General features: G+C 45.7%; 20 protein-coding genes, 2 tRNA genes and 1 riboswitch. Of the genes, 19 read left to right on the top strand and 3 right to left on the bottom strand.

The window, feature by feature from the left end; translation table 11 throughout:
- The first annotated feature begins 8 nt into the window (after positions 1–8).
- The 6 genes from era to glyS all read left to right on the top strand — a co-directional run bounded on the left by era (position 9) and on the right by glyS (position 6,316).
- Positions 9–926, top strand: a complete 918-nt coding sequence (gene era, locus LPY66_RS18635; protein ID WP_337985742.1) for a GTPase Era — start codon at positions 9–11, stop codon at positions 924–926.
- Between the two features lie 45 nt (positions 927–971).
- Complete coding sequence (gene deoC, locus LPY66_RS18630; RefSeq protein WP_337988138.1) at positions 972–1,613, top strand: deoxyribose-phosphate aldolase; 642 nt, start codon at positions 972–974, stop codon at positions 1,611–1,613.
- 119 nt (positions 1,614–1,732) lie between these two features.
- Positions 1,733–2,470 carry a DNA repair protein RecO gene (recO, locus tag LPY66_RS18625; RefSeq protein ID WP_337988137.1) on the top strand — a complete coding sequence of 246 codons (738 nt, stop codon included), beginning with the start codon at positions 1,733–1,735 and terminating at the stop codon, positions 2,468–2,470.
- 568 nt (positions 2,471–3,038) lie between these two features.
- A complete protein-coding gene (locus tag LPY66_RS18620; RefSeq protein WP_337985741.1) occupies positions 3,039–3,161 on the top strand; it encodes a hypothetical protein in 123 nt (40 codons plus the stop codon).
- 199 nt (positions 3,162–3,360) lie between these two features.
- Positions 3,361–4,239: a glycine--tRNA ligase subunit alpha gene (gene glyQ, locus LPY66_RS18615; protein WP_337985740.1), complete on the top strand. Its 879-nt coding sequence runs from the start codon at positions 3,361–3,363 to the stop codon at positions 4,237–4,239.
- Between the two features lie 4 nt (positions 4,240–4,243).
- Positions 4,244–6,316: a glycine--tRNA ligase subunit beta gene (gene glyS, locus LPY66_RS18610; RefSeq protein ID WP_337985739.1), complete on the top strand. Its 2,073-nt coding sequence runs from the start codon at positions 4,244–4,246 to the stop codon at positions 6,314–6,316.
- 190 nt (positions 6,317–6,506) lie between these two features.
- On the opposite strand, the gene LPY66_RS18605 is transcribed toward glyS, so the two are convergent.
- A complete protein-coding gene (locus tag LPY66_RS18605; protein WP_337985738.1) occupies positions 6,507–7,568 on the bottom strand; it encodes an HD-GYP domain-containing protein in 1,062 nt (353 codons plus the stop codon).
- An 83-nt stretch (positions 7,569–7,651) separates the two neighbouring features.
- Positions 7,652–7,735: riboswitch (cyclic di-GMP riboswitch) on the bottom strand.
- Positions 7,736–8,131: 396 nt separating this feature from the next.
- Between LPY66_RS18605 and LPY66_RS18600 the strand changes: the two genes are divergently transcribed.
- The 10 genes from LPY66_RS18600 (at position 8,132) to LPY66_RS18555 (ending at position 17,684) form a co-directional block, all read left to right on the top strand.
- On the top strand, positions 8,132–8,770 hold the full coding sequence (locus LPY66_RS18600) for a helix-turn-helix transcriptional regulator (protein ID WP_337985737.1): 639 nt from the start codon (positions 8,132–8,134) through the stop codon (positions 8,768–8,770).
- Positions 8,771–8,804: 34 nt separating this feature from the next.
- A complete protein-coding gene (locus LPY66_RS18595) occupies positions 8,805–9,635 on the top strand; it encodes a pyruvate, water dikinase regulatory protein (RefSeq protein ID WP_337985736.1) in 831 nt (276 codons plus the stop codon).
- Positions 9,628–12,294 (top strand): pyruvate, phosphate dikinase, encoded by a 2,667-nt coding sequence (ppdK, locus tag LPY66_RS18590; protein WP_337985735.1) that lies wholly within the window; start codon positions 9,628–9,630, stop codon positions 12,292–12,294. Before LPY66_RS18595 ends, ppdK begins: the two co-directional genes overlap by 8 nt.
- A 240-nt stretch (positions 12,295–12,534) precedes the next feature.
- Entirely contained in the window at positions 12,535–12,801 is a 267-nt protein-coding gene (locus tag LPY66_RS18585; RefSeq protein WP_337985734.1) for a hypothetical protein, read from the top strand.
- 3 nt (positions 12,802–12,804) lie between these two features.
- Entirely contained in the window at positions 12,805–13,077 is a 273-nt protein-coding gene (locus LPY66_RS18580; RefSeq protein WP_337985733.1) for a hypothetical protein, read from the top strand.
- Positions 13,078–13,344: 267 nt separating this feature from the next.
- Entirely contained in the window at positions 13,345–14,334 is a 990-nt protein-coding gene (locus LPY66_RS18575; protein WP_337985732.1) for a deoxyguanosinetriphosphate triphosphohydrolase, read from the top strand.
- A gap of 101 nt (positions 14,335–14,435) precedes the next feature.
- Positions 14,436–16,271: a DNA primase gene (gene dnaG, locus LPY66_RS18570; RefSeq protein WP_337985731.1), complete on the top strand. Its 1,836-nt coding sequence runs from the start codon at positions 14,436–14,438 to the stop codon at positions 16,269–16,271.
- A 61-nt stretch (positions 16,272–16,332) separates the two neighbouring features.
- Positions 16,333–17,418, top strand: a complete 1,086-nt coding sequence (gene rpoD, locus LPY66_RS18565) for an RNA polymerase sigma factor RpoD (protein ID WP_443112500.1) — start codon at positions 16,333–16,335, stop codon at positions 17,416–17,418.
- 108 nt (positions 17,419–17,526) lie between these two features.
- A tRNA-Asn gene (locus LPY66_RS18560) sits at positions 17,527–17,601 on the top strand.
- 8 nt (positions 17,602–17,609) lie between these two features.
- Positions 17,610–17,684 (top strand) — tRNA-Ile (locus LPY66_RS18555).
- 100 nt (positions 17,685–17,784) lie between these two features.
- On the opposite strand, the gene LPY66_RS18550 is transcribed toward LPY66_RS18555, so the two are convergent.
- Both LPY66_RS18550 and LPY66_RS18545 read right to left on the bottom strand, forming a co-directional pair.
- Positions 17,785–19,023: a tyrosine-type recombinase/integrase gene (locus tag LPY66_RS18550; RefSeq protein ID WP_337985729.1), complete on the bottom strand. Its 1,239-nt coding sequence runs from the start codon at positions 19,021–19,023 to the stop codon at positions 17,785–17,787.
- 6 nt (positions 19,024–19,029) lie between these two features.
- A complete protein-coding gene (locus LPY66_RS18545; protein WP_337985728.1) occupies positions 19,030–19,404 on the bottom strand; it encodes a helix-turn-helix domain-containing protein in 375 nt (124 codons plus the stop codon).
- A gap of 184 nt (positions 19,405–19,588) precedes the next feature.
- Here LPY66_RS18545 and LPY66_RS18540 point away from each other — a divergent pair, with 184 nt between their 5' ends.
- The 3 genes from LPY66_RS18540 (at position 19,589) to LPY66_RS18530 (ending at position 20,940) form a co-directional block, all read left to right on the top strand.
- Positions 19,589–19,840 carry a hypothetical protein gene (locus LPY66_RS18540; protein WP_337985727.1) on the top strand — a complete coding sequence of 84 codons (252 nt, stop codon included), beginning with the start codon at positions 19,589–19,591 and terminating at the stop codon, positions 19,838–19,840.
- Positions 19,841–19,911: 71 nt separating this feature from the next.
- Positions 19,912–20,061 (top strand): hypothetical protein, encoded by a 150-nt coding sequence (locus LPY66_RS18535; protein WP_337985726.1) that lies wholly within the window; start codon positions 19,912–19,914, stop codon positions 20,059–20,061.
- A 186-nt stretch (positions 20,062–20,247) separates the two neighbouring features.
- Positions 20,248–20,940: a phage antirepressor KilAC domain-containing protein gene (locus tag LPY66_RS18530; RefSeq protein WP_337985725.1), complete on the top strand. Its 693-nt coding sequence runs from the start codon at positions 20,248–20,250 to the stop codon at positions 20,938–20,940.
- The last annotated feature ends 19 nt before the right edge of the window (positions 20,941–20,959 follow it).

Here is a 20,959-nt window from a genome sequence, read left to right as displayed (position 1 = left end):
TATTTGATTTGGATAAGCAAGGGAAAAAAGGATTTCGCTCCGGGTTTGTAGCGGTCATCGGTCGACCAAACGCCGGAAAGTCAACACTATTAAATACGTTACTGGGCCAAAAAGTGCTGATCATATCGGATAAACCCCAGGCTACCCGGAACAGGATACGCTGTATCCTGACCGAAGAACGGGGGCAAGTCATTTTCTTCGATACACCCGGCATCCATAAGCCGAAGCACCGGCTGGGTGAATATATGGTTGCTGCAGCAAAAAGCGCTTTACAAGGCGTCGACATGGCTGTCTGTGTGGTTGATGTGTCTGTTCCGTTTGGCACAGGGGATGAATATGTCTTTCAGATCGTCAAAGAAAGCGGAATCCCGTGTATTTTAGCTTTAAATAAAATCGATCTCATTACCAAGGAAGAGCTGATGGTTAAAATCGCCACACTCTCAAAATTGGCTGACTTTAGGGAAGTTATCCCCATATCGGCGCTGCATTCCAATAACACAGCCAAGTTGATGGACCTTATTTTTGAGGCGCTGCAGCCGGGGCCGATGTTTTTCCCTGATGATGTGGTCATCGACCAGCCGGAGAAATTTGTTGTTGCCGAACTCATCCGTGAAAAATTGATGAACCTTACCCGGGAAGAAGTTCCGCATGCCGTTGCCGTTGTCGTGGAAAACATGGAGGAGAAAAAGACACTGATTAAAATCGAGGCCGTTATCCTGGTAGAGCGTGACTCCCAAAAAGGAATCGTTATCGGCAAGGACGGCTGTATCCTTAAGGAAGTGGGTAAACTGGCCAGAGAGGAAATCGAAACTCTTTTAGACAGCAAGGTTTTTTTACAGCTTTGGGTCAAGGTGAAAAAAGACTGGCGTAATCAGAATACCCAGCTCAGAGATCTGGGATATAATTTAAAAGACTTGAATGAATAATAGCAGGAACTGCGTAATCTCATGCAACATGAAGGAGAGGTCACCATGGATATTGCCGGAAGAATCGATCATACCCTTCTTAAACCGGACGCAACTGAAAAGGATATCGTCGCCTTATGTCACGAGGCAGTAAAATTCGGTTTTGCCTCTGTCTGCATTAATCCACTTTACATCTGTACCGCGGCGCGCTTGTTACACGGGACATCAGTCATCCCATCGACTGTCATCGGTTTTCCGCTGGGGGCTGCGCTGACAGAGGTGAAAATCCAGGAGATCATGGCAGCTAAAGCATACGGTGCCCGTGAGGTCGATGCGGTGATGTGTGTCGGCAGGGCAAAATCTGGCGACTGGAAAGCGGTCAAACGGGATATCGAATGGATGGTGTACACGGCGCAGAGTGCCGGCTTGAAAATCAAAATCATTATTGAGACAGGATTATTGAACCAGTCAGAAAAGCAAATGGCGGCGGAGATCGTCCGGGATGCCGATGCGGATTATATTAAAACATCGACAGGTTTTTATGGGGGAGCTACCGTTGACGATGTCAGAGACCTTAAACGGTGGGTTGGCCCGAGTGTCAAAGTGAAAGCCTCCGGCGGCATAAAAACAAAAGAGCAGGCTATGGCGCTTATTGAAGCCGGTGCCGACAGATTGGGAACCAGCTCGGGGATAGCGATTATCACGTAATATTGTGCCTTTAACCTATAATTAGCATATTTTAGGCATAAGCAATCAAGTGATTGACACGTTTTGTTAAGGATATTTTGTTAAAAGGATTATTGAAAAGGAACCGGGGTTGGTGGAAGATGGCGGTCTATTCGGCAGATGCCATAGTGATCCGCAGCAGGGAATATGGTGAGTCGGATAGGCTTATCACACTTTTTTCCAGGGAAAAAGGGAAATTAGAGGCTATTGCCAAAGGTGTCCGCAAACCAAAGAGCACCCAGAGAGGTGGGACACAGCTCTTTACGTATGCGGATTTTCTGTTGTACCGCGGTAAAACGCTGGATATTGTCAATCAAGCCCATCCTAAAGAAAGCTTCATTCATCTATGGGATGATTTTGACCGGACGATCGCGGCTTCTGGTATGGTTGAACTGCTGGATATTTCAACAACACGAGAGCATCCCGATCCGCAATTGTTTGTTCTGACCCTAAGCTTTCTATTCTTAATCAAACATCTCGACCCCTATTTGGCTCAAGCGGCGTACGCCCTGAGACTCCTGCAGCTGCAGGGTTATCTTCCGGCGATTAATAACTGCATCGAATGCGGCAAATCCTTAAACAGCGAGCAGGCCTTTTTGAGCGCAGACGCGGGCGGCTTTCTGTGCGCATCGTGCCAGAACAACCGTGTCGTCAAAACGCTGAATCCCGGAAGTGTGGCGCTTATGCGGCAACTATACCAAGTTGACCTCGGCAAGCTGGATCGTCTGCGGTGGAATAAAAAAACCCGTGGTGAGATTCTGAGCAGTCTATGCTTTTTTTGCCAACAAAAATTTGAGCGAAAACTCCTTGCCTGGCGTCAGGGCAGCGAATTCTGGTAAAGGGGACAAAAGGGACGTAGGATTTTGTCTCCTTTTTTGGCTTGTTGCTATTAGTGGTGTTACCTAACTTTCTTTATGGCAAATTATTGATTCTTCCAATTAAACAGGTAATATACAAGAATGGTAACCACGGGAATAAATATTTTCGGCAGATTGATGATTCGAAGAACTTCAAAAGCATAAAACGCCGAAAACCGCGTACCGATACTATTGGGAACACCGGAAAGGGGCACTAAGAGCAATATAGACACCCATGCCTTTGGGGAATAGATGTTGGTAGACGGTCTTGTGTAGCATCAGAATCCCCTACTGCTGGGGTTGTGCGAATCTGAGGGGCTGTATTCGTTTGGCTGCTCAGTGTTAAGATATCCGGATAGGCCTGTTGATACCCGGCAAAAGCATTATTATGTATTAAAATATGTCATTACTGAATATATCATGACCTTTCCTGCTTAATCATAAGATAACGGTATTTACCTTACTCGAGGTGATTTATTTTTTCCTTGCGCTTCGCGATAATTGACAGTGAGGTATTGACAGCATATAATATTTGATAAAGTATACCGCTGTGAAGGGAAGGATACGCGTGATTTGCCGTAAAGAGAGTCCGGGATGCTGGGAACCGGGCGGGGAAACACGGGTTAGGCAGTCCGGAGCGGACAGTAACATTCACGAAGAGGATCCCGGGTAAAGACACTATATTACTTGCGGATCAAGCAGGGTGGAACCGCGGGAGATGCTCTCGTCCCTGCAGCAATTATTGCTGTATGGATGGGGGTTTTATTTTTTGGTGTGACTGGAAATGGATTAACACCAATCATTATATTTAATGGTGACTAAAAGGGGACAAGTGCTACGTCCCTTTTGTCCCCTAAATAGGAGGAAACCGCATGAAATTTCAAGATCTTATTCTTGCCCTGAATCAGTTTTGGGGTGAACAAGGATGCATTATTGCACAGCCCTATGATATGGAAAAAGGTGCAGGAACCATGAACCCGGCGACATTTTTGCGCGCTCTGGGCCCGGAGCCATGGAATGTGGCTTATGTCGAACCATCCCGGCGTCCCACCGACGGGCGTTATGGGGAAAACCCCAACCGTCTTCAGCATTACTTCCAATACCAGGTCATTTTGAAACCTTCGCCGGATAACGTGCAGGAGCTGTATTTGGAAAGCCTTGAACGCTTGGGAATCAACCCGGCTGACCATGATATCCGGTTTGTCGAAGACAACTGGGAGTCCCCTACATTAGGTGCTTGGGGACTGGGCTGGGAAGTATGGCTTGATGGTATGGAAGTGACTCAGTTTACGTATTTCCAGCAGTGCGGCGGTATCGACTGCAGACCGGTTTGTGCTGAAATCACTTACGGCATCGAACGGCTGGCCACCTTTATTCAGAGCAAGGACAGCGTATTCGATATTGAATGGGTCGGTGATATTACCTACGGAGATATTTACCTGCAAAATGAAAAAGACTATTCGCGTTATAATTTTGAAGTAGCAGATGTCGATGCACTGAGACAGTGGTTCGATATGTACGAGAAAGAAGCCGGGCGAACCGTTGAAGCCGGTTTAGTCGTACCTGCCTACGATTACGTATTAAAATGCTCGCATACCTTTAATCTCCTGGAGGCCAGAGGCGCAATCAGCGTGACTGAACGCACCGGTTATATCGCCCGGGTCAGGCATCTGGCCCGTCTTTGTGCCCAAGCATATGTTGCTCAGCGGGAAGAACTTGGCTTCCCATTGCTGAAGCAGAAAGGGGAATAAGGAAATGAGTAAGGACTTTTTACTGGAAATCGGGATGGAAGAAATGCCCGCAAAATTTGCACCAGGGGCTGTTGCCCAATTGGAGAATAACGCCCGTAAGCTGTTTACTGAACTGCGGATCGGTTATAAAGACTTAAAATGCTATGTCACGCCAAGACGTTTGGCGCTCTTGATAAACAGTCTGGATGAAATGCAGGCAGATATCAGTGAGGAAGTCAAAGGACCGGCGCAAAAGGCTGCCTATGACGCAGATGGTAAACCCACCAAAGCGGCCGAAGGATTTGCCCGCGGCCAGGGCGTTGGTACGGATGCGCTTTACATTAAAGAATTAAATGGTGTTCCCTACGTTTATGCTTTAAAGTCGCAAAAAGGCGACGTCACAGAGAAACTTCTGCCGGAAGTCTCTCTTAATCTGATCACCGGCTTGAACTTCCCTAAACCCATGCGCTGGGGAGATCAGGAAATTCGTTTTGCCCGTCCGATTCGCTGGCTCGTCGCTTTGTTCGGGGATGAGGTCGTACCGGTGACGTATGCAGGGCTGCAGTCCGGAAGGACAACCCGCGGCCATCGGACGTTGGGAACTTTCGCCCGGCTCGTCTGTCCGGGTGATTACGTGGATGCGTTAGAAACCGTCTATGTCCTTGCTGATCATGAAAAACGGAAGCAGAATATCTGGGGCCAAATTCAGACTCTGTCGGCGAAGGTCGGGGGAAAAGTGGATCAGGATGATGATTTGCTTACGGAAATCAGCCATTTGGTTGAATATCCGACAGCACTTCTTGGTGAAGTGGATGTCAGCTATATGGTACTTCCGGAAGAAGTCATCACAACACCCATGAAAGAACATCAGCGCTACTTCCCAGTAAGAGGCGAAGATGGGAGGCTTCTTCCTTATTTCATTACGGTTCGTAACGGGGACAGCACATCACTTGATCTAGTTAAGGAAGGTAATAAGAAGGTACTGAAGGCCCGCTTAGAGGATGCTGCCTTCTATTTCCGTGAAGATTTAAAAAAGCCGCTTCATACCAATATCGACAAACTGAACCGGGTGACCTATCAGGAAAAGCTCGGTACAGTCGGGAAACGTGTGGAACGGTTACGTCAACTGGCAGCAGCAGTTGCCAGCGCGATGAATCTCGATCCGAAGCAAACAGAACTGGTCGACCGTGCGGCGCTATTAGCCAAAGCGGACCTCGTATCGCATATGGTCTATGATTTTCCTGAACTGCAGGGGATCATGGGCGCTTATTATGCCGCAGGAAACGGTGAACCGAAAGAAGTATGCGCTGGGATTCTGGAACATTACCGCCCGCGTTTTGCCGGCGATGTCCTGCCGGTGTCGTATACCGGAAAAGTCGTGAGTATTGCCGATAAGCTGGATGCGATTGTCGGATCTTTTGGTATCGGAATTCAGCCGACAGGCTCCCAAGACCCATATGCGCTGAGACGCCAAGCACTGGGTATCGTTGGACTGCTGATCCAAGATGAACTTGATCTGTCATTGCGGCAGTTGATCGAAGCTTCTTATCGAATTTTTGTGGAACAAGGTATTCCATTAGAACCCTTAGCGGATATCGAACCAGCCCTGATCGATTTCTTTGGGCAGCGAATCCGTTACCTTATGCAGGAATCCGGACTGCGCTATGATATCATCGATGCGGTGATTGCCGGTGGCGCCGATATCCCATACCGAACGATGAAAAAAGCACAAGCGCTGGCCAAGAACAGAGAACAAAATGACTTTGTTCCCTATCTCAATGCCTATACCCGCTGTATGAACCTCAGTAAAAAATCCACCACCGATGGATGGAACAGTGCTGATCTTAAGGAAAACTCGGAAATCGAATTAGCCGCACTCCTAAAGGAAAAAGCACCCCTTGTCAGTGATGCCCTACGTGCTGCCGAATTCACTCAAGCTTATCACATTGCGGCGCAAGCCGTTCCATTGATCGAAAAGTTATTCGAGGATGTCATGATCATGGACGATGACGTTACGGTCAGAAATGCCCGTTTAGGGCTGCTTAAGGAATGTGTCAATACACTGGGCTGTTTGGGTGATCTCAGTCTGCTGGCCTAAGTGTCAGGATTTTCCCCATTGGTTCAGGTTGTTTTTTAATCTCAGTATCGATTTCTATTCCAGTTAATATACTGAACACCAAATTAATATTAATACAGGTCGCTGCCAAACGAATTACTCGTAGACAGCGGCCTTTCTTCGTATGTCAGAAAGTATTACTTTTACTTATTATTTGTCCCCTGAAAACAGTCTACTCAACCATAGTCACAATGAAGGTCGTCAGATCCTCGATCAGGTTATATTCTTTGGCTTGAACATGCGACATCTCCTTATCGGACATGAGAACCCGGATGATTGGCCGCATCGGCAGACTTTTGTTTTGGTCGACAACAATTCCGACTTCGCCGGTACTCAGTTTGACTGTGCAGCCTGTGGGATAAACAGCAATATGCTTTAAAAATGTAACAATCAGCTGCTGCGAATACAGCTTATTGGCACACCCCATTACGATTTCACAGGCTTCGTGGGGCACGATCCGATTATGCCCTGGACCGTCATTAACCAGGTTATCATAGAAGTCTGCCAGCCCGACGATTTGGGCCAGGGTATGGAGACGGTTACCGGATAATTTACGGGGATAGCCGCTGCCGTTCAGCCACTCATGATGCTGCAGCGCGATATGGGCACTGAGTAAATTCAAATCGTTTTTGGTACGAAGGATATCATAGCCATGGATGGTGTGGGTTTGGTACAGCTCAGTTTCTTTGGCAGTAAAGACATCCCGTTTAGCAAGTAAATCCTTGGGTAGCTTGACGGTTCCGATATCATGGAGCAAAGCACCGGTTGCCAGCGCTTCCAAAGTTTCTTTATCCAGTCCCAGTGCCTTACCGATGATGATGGAAAGGACACAAACACTCACAGAATGCGTATAGATCTGATTGTCATAACTGCGCATATCCGTCAGGCTGATAAAGATATCTTTTTGAAACAGAATATCTCCTATTATGTTATTGACCGCTTTCTTCACCTGAAAGCCACTAAGCTCTTTGCCGATCCTAACTGCTTCCGCAAAATGCTCCAAGGTGTTAATGGCCTCCCGTCGGCTTTCATCGGAAATAACGTCTTCGATGACGACATCTTTCGATTCCTCATCGTCCACATAGACAATACTGATACCCAGCTCTTTTAAACGGTCGATATAAGAATGGGTCAGCATGACACCTTTTCCGAGAAGGACACGCCCACTGTGTGAGAAAATCGTCCGTCCAAGCACAGCACCTTGTTGAAGCCGGTTAACACTTATCTGGCGCAACGGTATTCTTCCTTTCTGAAATGGAGTTAACAAAAAATCGCCAACAAAAGGGTATGGCGACATAAATAACAAACCTGAGCGGATTCGGCGGCCTGGCAGTCATCGGAATATCCGGAAGACCCATGGCTTTGCGTCCCTGGCTTTCGCCAGGTTTGCTATTGTCGTTGCTCTAATTTAATTGTAATTTAGTGAAAATTGTAAAATAATTGTAGCATTTCCAATGCAGTAACTTCAAGAAATATTTCATGAAAAACAAATTATTTTTCCATTCTGTTAACATGTCCGTCCAATTTACTATAGACACCTTGGGATGATGCTATTGAATGCATATCACAACAGCAACAAATAATATAACACATTCCGACCAAAAAACGTAAATTTTAGGCTGTACATTTAGCAGAAATGGTCTATAATATTTAAATGTGATATATTATTAAGGTGTATCGATATAATTATGTAATCACAATTGAGAGATGGTATATCTAAGTTCAGCTAGAGCTGCCGCCAGACTTGGCGTCAGCCAAGGTACACTGTAATTACCGATGATCAGAAGGTGAGAAGATATGCAGCTTTCGGAACGCCAAGAAAAAATAGTCGAACTCGTGAAAAAAACCAGTCCGATGACGGGAGAACAGATTGCCAGCCAGCTGAGAACCAATAGGGCCACATTGCGCCCTGATCTGACAATCCTAACAATGGCCGGCGTGTTGGAAGCCCGGCCGCGTGTTGGCTATTTCTACAACGAAGACACCGGACCTTCACCCATCGCGTTAAGAATGCAGCAGCTCCGGGTCGGCGATTTCAAATCGATTGCGGCATCGGTTAAAGAATCGATCTCTATTTACGATGCTGTCGTTTCGATGTTCACCAATAATGTGGGAAGCTTGATCGTCATTAATGACAGGCATGAACTAAAAGGTATGGTTTCACGCAAAGATATTCTTAAGGCTTCGTTAGGGCATACGGATCTGCATCAGGTTCCTATCAGCGTCATCATGACGCGGATGCCGAATATCATCATGGCAACGGCTGATGAATCCGTTCTCGAGGCCGCCAAGAAGCTTGTTCACCATCAGGTAGACTCGCTGCCCGTCGTCGAAAACTATATCAACGAGAATGGACAGGAAAGCTATGAAGTCATTGGCCGATTTACAAAAACCAATGTCACGAACCTGTTTGTGGAACTAGGTATGAAATGCTGAAGGAAACCATACAATCAGTGAGGAGGATGGATGGGTGACAGAACAAATCCCGGTAATCTACGTGATTTCCGATGCGATTGGAGAGACGGCTGAATTTGTCAGCCGGGCAGCTGCGGCCCAGTTTAACGGTATTAAAACAAAAATCCGCCGGGTGCCTTATGTCCAGGATGAAACACATATTGACGAGATTCTGGAAGAGGCTGTGGAGGAACAGGCGATCCTTGTTTATACTCTCGTACTGACCAACTTGAGAAACTACATTGAAAAGCGGGCCAAGGAAAAGAACCTGACAACGATCGATATCCTAAGTCCTCTCATATCCGCACTGGGTCATAAAACAGGACTTCAACCCAAGAACATCCCGAATATTACCCACCGTCTGGACGAACAATATTTCCGCAAAGTAGAGGCGGTAGAATTTGCAGTCAAATATGATGACGGCAAAGACCCGCGGGGCATGTTATTTGCTGATGTTGTGCTTATTGGCGTTTCACGGACTTCCAAAACACCGCTCAGCATGTATTTAGCCCACCGGGGGATAAAGACAGCCAATATCCCGCTGGTACCGGAAGTATCCCCGCCAAGAGAGTTATATCAGGTCCAAAAAAACAAAGTGTTCGGACTCATCATCAGTCCGGACAAATTAAACCAGATCCGCAGTGAACGCTTAAAAACACTCGGACTTGGCCCCTCCGCGGACTACGCCAATCTTGACAGAATTATGGAAGAACTGGATTACGCCAAACAGATCATGAAAAAGATTGGCTGCACTATCATAGACACCACCAATAAGGCGGTTGAGGAAACCGCCAGCCTGATTCTGCAAAAAGTAACAATTAATGGGGAGTTGAAGAGTAATGGTTGATAAGAAGTATGTGTATTTATTTCGTGAGGGCAGTGCCGGTATGAAAAACCTCTTGGGAGGCAAGGGCGCAAACCTGGCTGAAATGACCAATATCGGTCTGAGCGTCCCCCAGGGTTTTACCATAACGACAGAAGCTTGCCTTGAATATTATGAAGAGGGTGAACAGCTGCCGGAGGGTTTATGGGAACAAATCTTGCCTGCGATTCGCGATGTTGAAGACCAAAGCGGCAAGAAATTCGGTGATCCACAAAATCCGCTCTTAGTCTCTGTTCGTTCCGGTGCCAGGATCTCCATGCCCGGGATGATGGACACCATTCTTAACCTCGGCTTAAATCCGGATACCGCAAACGGTGTCAGCGAAGCAACTGGTAATCCCCGGTTTGCTCATGACTGCTACCGTCGTTTCATCCAGATGTTCGGCGATGTCGTTCTTGGTATCTCCAGCCATAAATTTGAAAATATCTTGGAAGATGTGAAAGATAAACAAGGTGTCCGTTATGATTCTGAGCTATCACCGGAAAGCCTTCAGGAATTGGTCCTTGAATTTAAGAAACTGGTCAAACAGGAAACGGGCGTTCCTTTCCCGGATGATCCGTATGAGCAGCTCCGACAGGCGATTACCGCTGTATTTAAATCCTGGAATAATCACCGGGCGATCGTTTACCGTAAAGCCAACGGTATCCCAGACAGCTACGGCACAGCCGTTAACGTCCAGTCCATGGTCTTCGGCAATATGGGCAATGATTCCGGAACAGGCGTTGCCTTTACCCGAAATCCATCCACCGGCGAAAGACATCTCTATGGCGAATATTTGATGAACGCTCAGGGTGAAGACGTTGTGGCCGGTATCCGTACACCGCAGCCCATTGACAGTCTGCAGAGTGAAAATCCGGCAATCTATCAACAGTTCTGTGATATTGCCGCTCTCCTGGAAAATCATTACCGTAATATGCAGGATATTGAGTTTACCATCGAAAAAGGCAGACTTTACATACTCCAGACACGTAACGGAAAATGCACCGCTTCCGCTGCGATCCGCATCGCTGTGGAATTATGCCAAGAGGGACTGATTACCAAGGAAGAAGCGGTGGAACGTATCGATCCGCAGCAACTGGATAAGCTGCTGCATCGCAGGATCGATGACCAGGCGAAGCTGGATGTTATCGCCACCGGTCTGCCTGCTTCACCCGGAGCAGCCTCCGGCAAGATTGTCTTTGATGCTGATGACGCCCAGAGACTGGGTGAAGACGGTCAAAAAGTGATTTTGGTCGGTACCGAAACAACACCCGACGATATTCACGGCATGCTTGCGGCCCAAGGGATTCTGACCAGCCGCGGCGGTATGACCAGCCATGCTGCTGTTGTGGCCAGACACATGGGAAAACCGGCTGTCTGCGGCTGTGATGCCCTGAAAATTAATTTAGCTGAAAAAACCATGACCGTTAACGATATCGTCTACACCGAGAGTTCGGAAATCACCATCGACGGCGCCACAGGCCAAGTTATCCGCGGTTCTGTTCCGATGAAAGATCCCGAACTGAGTGACGAATTCCAGACCATCCTGAAATGGGCGGATGAGATTCGGACAATGCAGGTTATGGCCAATGCCGATAACCCACCGGATGCCGCTAAATCACGGGAATTCGGTGCACAGGGTATCGGACTTTGCCGAACGGAGCATATGTTTATGGATCCGGCCCGTCTGCCCATCGTCCAAAAAATGATCCTGGCGCAGACCCTTCCGGAACGGGAAGCGGCTCTTGCCGAACTGCTGCCCATGCAGGAAAGCGATTTCTACGGTATCCTCAAAGCCATGCAGGGACTGAAAGTCACCATCCGCCTGCTCGATCCCCCGCTGCATGAATTCTTGCCGGACGGCGAAGAACTGGCCATGGAGATCCAGAAGCTGAAACTGACTGCGGACTTGAACGATTCCAAGGTCCAAGAAGCGATAAAGAGCAAAGAAAGTCTGCTGAAAAAGGTACGCGCCCTGCAGGAAATGAACCCGATGCTGGGTCATCGCGGCTGCCGGTTGGCCATTACTTTCCCGGAAATCTACGCGATGCAGAATCGGGCTATCTTCCAGGCTGCTGCCCGATTGGTCAAAGAAGGTGTCGACGTCTATCCGTATGTGAAGATACCGCTTGTTATCCATCACAAAGAACTGGAAATCCTGCGTCAACAAGCGGACGAGATTGCTCAGGAAGTAATGAAAGAACAAGGTGTCACCATTAATTATAAAGTCGGAACGATGATCGAAACCCCGCGTGCGGCGCTAACCGCGGATGAAATTGCGCCCTATGCCGATTTCTTCTCCTTCGGTACCAACGACCTGACTCAGACCGTTCTCGGATTCTCCCGTGACGACGCTGAAGGCAAATTCCTGCCGGATTATATCAATGCGAAGGTTCTTGAGGTTAATCCTTTCGCAGTTCTTGACAGAGACGGTGTCGGCCGCATCATGAAAACCTGCGTTGGTGCCGGAAGAAAAGCCAACCCCGATATTAAGATCGGAATCTGCGGCGAACACGGTGGCGATCCGGCCTCCATTGCGTTCTGTCAGGAAATCAACCTGGATTATGTCTCCTGCTCGCCGTTCCGGGTGCCGATTGCCCGTCTGGCAGCTGCCCAAGCCGCGCTCAAAGTGAAAAGCAAGTAGACAAAGATAAATCAATAATTGGGTGATCAACCGATACTGGATTTATAAGCTGTGTCGCAAGACTACGAGAAAGTAGTAAGGCGACACAGTTTTTTAGTAGCCAAGATTTTCTTATATAATCGACTGAAGAAAACCTGCATGATGATTATTCGCATTTTGTAAGAAAAAAGACTATAATATTTTTGTATAATCCTATCCATTCACGTATGGCCAACCATTGAGAAGAGGAGCGAGCATGACGTGTGTTCACATGGTAGCTGTGTCAGTGCACACTGTGAAAAATGCAGACCGAAATGGATGAAGTGCCCTGTCTGTGGAGAAAAGACGGGAATCATGTTACGACAATGCAGTATCTGTAAAACGGAGCTGACCAAAGAAGCCAGGGATACCGCGTCCGTCCTGTGGCGGCAGAAAAAAGCGGAGCGAGAAGAAAGAAAACACCTGGAGAAAGCTTCGGCTGAAATGAAAGAAAAGATGGAGAATAAAACGAGCAATAAAGAGGTGTGAAAGATGTGTACCTATGCCGGTTGCGTGAATATGAACTGTGAACGCTGCAAAGCTAAATGGATGACGTGCCCGGGTTGTGGAAATAGAGCCTACATGGAATTCTCAAAATGTCGGGCTTGCGGAACAGAGCTGACAGCGGAAGCAAAGGAAGAGGCACGTGCGCTTTGGCGCCTGCGACGGGAAGAAAGCAAGCGGATCCAAAAAGAGAAAATGGCTAAATTGAAAGAGGAAGAAGAACTAGCAAAAAACTTAAAAACTGGAGAAACAGCCGTTTAAAAGACCAAGAAACGGTTAATCCAGTAATATCGGTTAAAATGAGGCATATAATGTATTTTGTATATGCCTCTGTTTTGTGTTACAATTTAATGCTTTAAGGAGGAATTTGGCTTTCAACGTTGAATTAACATATTAAGATTAACGTTATGAGGATAGATTTTGAGAATCAGGTAATCACTAAGTACAGATTTTTAATATTCCGCCATGTGGCGGAATTGTGGCCTCAAGCCAGTTTATCCCAGCTGTATCGCTAAAAAGGTGGTGTTAATGACTTTGGAGATTCGGTTGCGGACGGAACAAGAAGAATTTCAGCGGCTTTCCCCTTTTGCGGCCAAAAGCGCTGAAGCCAAGAGGGCCCAGGATGAGGTGGAATGCACCATCCGGACCAAGTTCCAAAGAGATCGGGATCGGATTCTTCACAGCAAGCCCTTTCGTCGTTTAAAACATAAGACACAGGTATATATTGCGCCTCTCGGTGATCATTACCGGACACGGATGACACATAGTCTCGAGGTCGCCCAAATCTGCCGTACCATTGGTCGCGGGTTGAAGCTCAATGAAGATTTGATTGAAGCGATTGCCTTGGGACACGACGTTGGCCACACACCGTTCGGCCATGTCGGTGAAGAAGCAATTGCCTCTATCATCGGCCATTTTGAACACAACGAGCAATCTGTGCGTGTTTATACCGCGCTGACGGGTGACGGCGAAGGCATTAATCTGACCGAAGAGGTGCTGGATGGCATTCTTCATCATACGGGCAGCGGCGTTCCCAAAACGCTGGAAGGCCAAATTGTAAAAATAGGAGACCGGATTGCCTACCTTTGCCACGATTATGACGACGCTCTGCGAGCGGAACTTCTTACTGCGAATGACCTCCCTAACGGGGTCAGACAACGGTTGGGGGAAACACCGAGTAAAATGATCACAACCATGGTGATTGATATGATCAGCACCTCCGAGGGTAAGTCCGTAATCAGTCAGTCCGCCGAAGTGGCTGCGGCGATGAAAGAATTTCGCGATTTTATGTTTGAACGGGTTTACTTAAGCGCTAATCTCAAGGATGAACGCAGTAAAGGCCGGGTGATCATCGAAATCTTGTTTGACTACTACCTGAAGCATCCGGAAGTTATGCCACCGGAATATTTAATCTGGACGGGCGGCGACCTGACCAAAGCTGTCACCGATTATGTCTCAGGGCTTACCGATAACTATGCCATCAACAATTTCAAACATTTTTTTGTCCCGCGAGAATAGCATCCTTTTCAAAAAATTGTCTTCATAATAAGAAGGAAAAATAAAAAGTTTATCGAAAAAGATAAAGACTTGTCATAATAATAACCAAAGGGCGTGCGATTGTGGATCACAAGATATCCGAGGATTTCATTGAAGAAGTACGCCGACAAGCGGATATTGTTGAAGTCATTTCAGAACATGTCATATTAAAACGTTCGGGCAAAAACTATCAAGGGATTTGTCCGTTTCATTCTGAAAAGACGCCAAGTTTCAATGTCAATCCCGAACGGCAGATGTACTACTGTTTCGGATGTCACGCCGGCGGGAATGTTTTTTCCTTCCTGATGAAAAAAGAAAGCCTTACCTTCGTGGAAGCCTTACGCAAGGTGGCTCATCGCGTCGGGATGGAATTACCGGAGCGCGAGCTGACACCCCAGGAAAAAATGAATGAAGCCCAGCGCAGCCGCTGGCGGGAAATTCATGAATGGGCCGCGTGTTATTTTCAGGACGTCTTATTGAACAGGCCCGAAGGGCGCCCGGGACTTACCTACTTTCAAAGCAGAGGCATTGATCCGGAGACCATCAAAGACTTTCGTCTCGGTTATGCTCCGGACAGGTGGGACGGCTTACTTAAAGAGCTCATTGCTAAGGGTGTCACACCCGAAGAAATGGCTGAGCTCGGATTGGCGGTCCAACGAACGGGCAGCGATGATGCCCTTAGTTTCTATGACAGGTTCCGTAATCGCGTCATTTATACCATTCTGGATATTAAAAGTTCACCCATTGCTTTTGGCGGCAGGGTACTGGATGATTCTACTCCAAAATATCTCAATTCGCCGGAAACAAAGTTTTTTCATAAAGGACGCAATCTCTACGGGATCCAAACAGCGTCTCGAGGTATCAGGGAGGCAGGGTATGCGTTGCTTGTTGAAGGCTATATGGATACTATTGCTGTCCAAAAAGCAGGATTTACCAACGCTGTTGCCTCACTGGGTACGGCACTCACCAAAGATCAGGCCAAATTATTAAAACGATATACCAGTAAAGTCGTCATCGGGTATGATTCCGACGAAGCCGGTATTCAAGCGGCACTCCGAGCCGGAGAGATCCTTCTGGATGAGCATTTTAAGATTGAAGTCCTTGACTATGATGATGCCAAAGACCCGGATGAATATTTAAAAAAGTATACCATTAATCAATTTCGCAATAAACTCGAAAAAACCATCACATTTATCGAGTTTAAATATAAATTACTGGTCCGAGACGACCCGCCGCGGACCATACCGGATAAAGCAGAGCTTATCCGGAAACTCGCTCCCGATATTATAAAAATACCCAGCATAGCTGAAAGGGAAGGCTATGAGAGGTATTTAAGCTTGGAACTTGGGCTGACGCTTGAGGCAGTACAACGAGAAATCGGAAGCTTAGATAAGAATTACAGAGAAAATCACGGTTATCCTGAAAATTTTTCGCATCAAAAGGATAATACTGTAAAAAAAAGAAATACTATAGAAGGGAAAGATATTGACAATGCCTTGGAATCCTATGTCCCTTTAGGAGTTTTCCGGGCAGAACAAATTATCCTCAGGATTATCCTTGAGGACCCGACTTATAAAAAGCCGGCAGCTGAACAGCTGGGAGAAGACTTTTGGCGGTTGCCGGAACATAAATATATCTTCGAGAATTTTCCGGAGAACAGTTTAAACGTCATTGATAATGACAGCTGGTATGAGAAGGTTCAGAAACGTCTTGCCGAACTATACGAATTAATCATTGATTTTGATAAGACCGATACGCTCCTTAAGGACTGCATTGCTTTGATTAAGGAGACCAAGACGAAAGAAACGATCGAAGATTTGCAGGCCCGCATGATTTTATTGGAGAAATCAGGGGATATGACTGGGGCGCTTGCCTTGCTCCAGGAGATAGGAGAGCGGTTGAAACGTGGCGAAAAATGATTCACTGAATTTTGTTGCGAATTATCCGCTGGAAGGGGAGAATTCCGTGACGGTTGATGAAATGAAAAAAGAAAATGTCTCAGGTCTGATCGAGTTAGGGAAAAGCAAAGGAAACCTAACTTATGATGAGATCGCCAACGCTTTGCAAAAAGTTGATTTATCCGAAGACCAGATCGAGGAAATCTATGATCAGTTAAACGGCCTCGGTATTGATGTTGTCGACGACAATGTTGAGGTGGTCATCGATAAAGAGACGAAGGACTTGGCCGATGAGATCGCTAATGAGACAGATATTGATCTATCGATCCCTGAGGGGGTCGGTATTGATGACCCAGTCAGGATGTATTTGAAAGAAATCGGCCGCGTACCGCTCTTGACTGCGGATGACGAAATCGAGCTGGCTCTCAAAATGGAGGCCGGGGATGAAATGGCCAAACGGCGTCTCGCTGAAGCGAACCTGCGCCTTGTTGTCAGTATTGCCAAGCGTTATGTTGGCCGCGGTATGCTCTTCCTTGATCTGATCCAGGAAGGCAACCTGGGTTTGATCAAAGCCGTTGAAAAATTTGATTACCGCAAAGGATTTAAATTCAGTACCTATGCCACCTGGTGGATCCGTCAGGCGATTACGCGCGCGATTGCCGATCAGGCCAGAACGATTCGTATACCGGTTCATATGGTAGAAACCATTAATAAACTCGTCCGCGTCAACCGACAGCTGCTGCAGGAGCTCGGCCGGGACCCAACCCCGGAAGAGACAGCAAAAGTGATGGATATACCGGAAGAACGTGTCCGGGAGATTTTAAAGATCGCCCAGGAACCGGTATCGCTGGAAACCCCCATTGGTGAAGAAGAAGATTCACATCTTGGGGACTTTATTCCGGACGATGATGCACCGGCACCGTCAGAGGCCGCTTCCTTTATCCTGCTCAAAGAGCAACTGGAAGAGGTCCTGGAAACACTGACGCCGAGAGAAGAAAAAGTCCTTCGGCTGCGCTTCGGATTAGACGACGGCCGTACCCGAACCTTGGAAGAGGTCGGACAGGAATTCGGTGTTACCAGAGAGAGGATCCGGCAGATCGAAGCCAAAGCATTACGCAAACTCCGCCATCCCAGCCGCAGTAAAAAGCTGAAGGATTATCTGGATTAGACGTAAGCATAGTTCATCCTTGGATCTGGTTTAAGAAAAAAAATAAAAAAATGGCCCTAAGTGCTTGACCGTGACTTAAATTTTCATTATAATAAACGTCGCAGGCTTTCCTCGATAGCTCAATGGTGGAGCAACCGGCTGTTAACCGGTAGGTTGCTGGTTCGAGTCCAGCTCGGGGAGCCATTTATATTGGGCCTATAGCTCAGCGGTAGAGCGGCCGGCTCATAACCGGTTGGTCCTTGGTTCGATCCCAAGTGGGCCCACCAAAGTATAAGCTAAATACAACCTAGGAAAATAAAGGACTTCCGCAATTGGAAGTCCTTTTTATTTTTCATTTTGACCCTCTATTGACCCTCTATTTAATAATTAAGCTCTTTTCCTGAATTGTATTACATTACTCTTGCCATTAGTTTTATTTTTTTCTTCGGCAATGGTTTGTAATTTTTCTTCCATCTTATCAAAAATATTATCAATCACATTTGCAGTATCTTCAGATGAATCATCGATTATGTCTCCATATATATCCAAAGTTGTGGTGCTTTCATCGTGGCCTAAAATATATTGTAGATCCTTTAATGACAGTGCTTTCCGGTTAAGGTAAACAAATGTATGACGGAAACAATGAGGAGTCGCATTTATACCAGCTTTTAACGCAGCGCGTTTGACTATTTTTGTAAATGAATTAGGTAATATTACTGTTCCGTCTTGCCCAGGAAATAGAAGATCAGTCTTTTTTAATTCTTCATCAAAGAGAATTGGGTTAAATTCTCTTTCCAGCATCTTTCTTTGTTCTACTAAGTATTCCATTGCCTTCTTAGACAAAGGAACATAATGAACTTTAGCATTTTTCGTGTCTCCAACACCAGTTAATCCATTAGATTCATCGATAACAATTCTGTGATGTTCAATTTCTATATCCGAGCTACGCAGCGCAAGTAACTCACCACGCCTAATACCGGTGACAAGTAAAAGTTTCATAGCCCATATCCAACGACTATTTTTCATTTCTTCGAATAAATCATGCAACTCTTTAGCTGACAAGACCTTTCTTGTCTTTTTTTGTTTTTGAGGAATTTCTATTTTTTTAGTTACTGGGTTTGTAGCAATCAAACCGTTTTCCTTGGCTTGCTCAAAACCTCGACGCAAAACTCCGACCGTCTCTTCCATTGTCTTTGATGAATATCCCGTCTTAGCTGGCTTAATAATTTTACCATTATCATCTAATACTGCCGGCTTAAGTATCTTAGTGTTCATTTTTGCGACAACTCTTTGAATGTCCGCTGGAATTACATTAGGCAATTTCATATACCCAATAATCGGGCTTGCATTTTTATACATATCTTCAGTCCAGCTTGGAGTTCCACCTCTTTTTAATGGCTTAACATAGACTTCAATCCAATTAGCGAACCATGCATCTACGGTTAATTTGTTTGAATTGGTAATAGGAAGATCAGCAACTTTGTCAACCTTCTTTTTTAGCGCACCTAAAGACTTTGCATAAATAGGCGGACGCGCTTTTCCATCCTTTTTTTGTGTCCATGAATATCGTCCGTCTTTTCGTTTTTTGTAGCTCCCTGCACCTTTTGGGTTACGTTGTTTTCCCATGAAAAATTACTCATCTCCTGACATTAAATTCCCATTCATATAATCTTCTGCCTTTGATTCTATTCTTCCTAATATCTTCATTTGCTCATCTCTTGGTAGCTTTCGCCATAAAGTAATTAGTTGTATTTCAATAGCTGAAACAGTAAAGTTATTAAACATTTTCCCATAGTTTTTATCAGTAATATCATCATTGATTAAATACTCCATAGATACATCAAAAAAATTAGCCAACTTCTTCATTGTAGGAAGTTTTGTTTTTTCAAATCCTTTTTTAAACATGCTATCAAAAGTAGTGTATGGTACGTCAGCGCCTTTTGAAACATCGGCCTTTGATAGACCTTTTTCATCCATTATTAACTGGATCTTTTCCAACATATTCATTTTTTAACACTCCATGCCAAAAATTTACATATTATCACTAAAAATATTATAACCGATATTTGAAATAATACAATAAATTTTTTACTTATTGTCGTAAAAATATGCACTTTATATGCTTGACTATTACTATATATCGGTATATTATGGAACTAAATTACGATACATAGTAAAAAGGGGGTGATTGATGGTGAGAATGAAAAATATTAGGTATCCGAATTTAGCGGCAGAAATGGCCAGAACAGGATTAAGCCCTGCCGATATTGCTTCAGTAATCAATTCGACACCTAAAACCACTAGGGACAAGCTCAATGACAAATACCCATGGATAATTAGTGAAATGAAAAAGATTAGAGATGATTGTTTCCCTGGGCTTACGTTGGATTACTTGTTTTATTGTGAAGAAGATCCCATGGCTCCCGAAAAGAAAGCCGTATAAATAGTGGACAAGTATTCAAAAAAAAGGAGGGACGAGCATGTCAAACCTAACGGGGGGAGGTGAAAAGGGAAATGAACAAAGAAAAAATGCAAGCGATCATCGGCAAGCTTCTGGACGAAGCAAACGAAAGCTTAGATGAAAAAGGAGCCATCAACCCTGATACGTTGACGGCCCTGCAAATTATGATACAACTTACTTCTTTGAATTATCAGATTGATTAAGTTTCACGGCGATTATTTTAAACGAGCAATCATTGCCAATTCTTAAAGCACAACCCTGATGGCACTGCTTTAAAGAATCACTAGCATAAGAAAAAGGACATATAGTCATTATTACACCTCCCCTCGTCAAAAGTAACCTAAAGACTTTCGACAGGGGAATGGAAATTCCTACAAAGGAGGGGTTAAATGTCAAACGATCTTATCAAAATCGAAATTACTGATGAAGGAGGACAAGCAGTAAGCACCAGAGAGCTTCATGAAAAGTTGGGAATCAATGGCGATTATACAAGTTGGTTTAAGTATCAATCTCAGAAATTAAGCCTTGAAGAAGGAAAGGACTTTACCTCAATTTTCATGGAAAGTACCGGCGGCCGGCCAAGCGTTGATTTTATCGTACCGATAGACATAGCAAAACATCTTTGCATGGTATCCGGTGGCGAAAAGGCCCATGCGTTCAGGGAATACTTCATCCAGGTAGAAAGGGCTTGGAATTCACCTGAACAAGTAATGGCCCGGGCGCTGCAAATAGCAGATAAGCGAATCCACAATCTCCAATTAGTCATTGAGCAGCAGAAACCAAAGGTAGACTTCTTTGATGCAGTAGCCGACAGCAAAAGCGCAATCGAAATGAGCCAAGCAGCCAAGGTTCTCAGCTTCGGCAAAGGCCGGAACACCTTATTCAAGATTCTTCGGGAAGAAGGGATACTTCGAGATAATAACGAGCCATATCAGGAGTACATCGACCGGGGATATTTCCGAGTAGTCGAGCAGAAATTTAAAAAGCCAAGCGGCGAAACGGAAATTAGCATTAAGACTTTAGTCTATCAGCGCGGATTGGACTACATCAGGAAGATTATTGATAAGCGGAAGTCGGCTTAAATAAAGAAAGCGAGGTGAA

It is taken from the genome of Dehalobacter sp. DCM, assembly GCF_024972775.1.
In the GTDB taxonomy this organism is placed as follows: domain Bacteria; phylum Bacillota; class Desulfitobacteriia; order Desulfitobacteriales; family Syntrophobotulaceae; genus Dehalobacter.
This window is presented reverse-complemented; position numbering and strand designations above follow the sequence as displayed.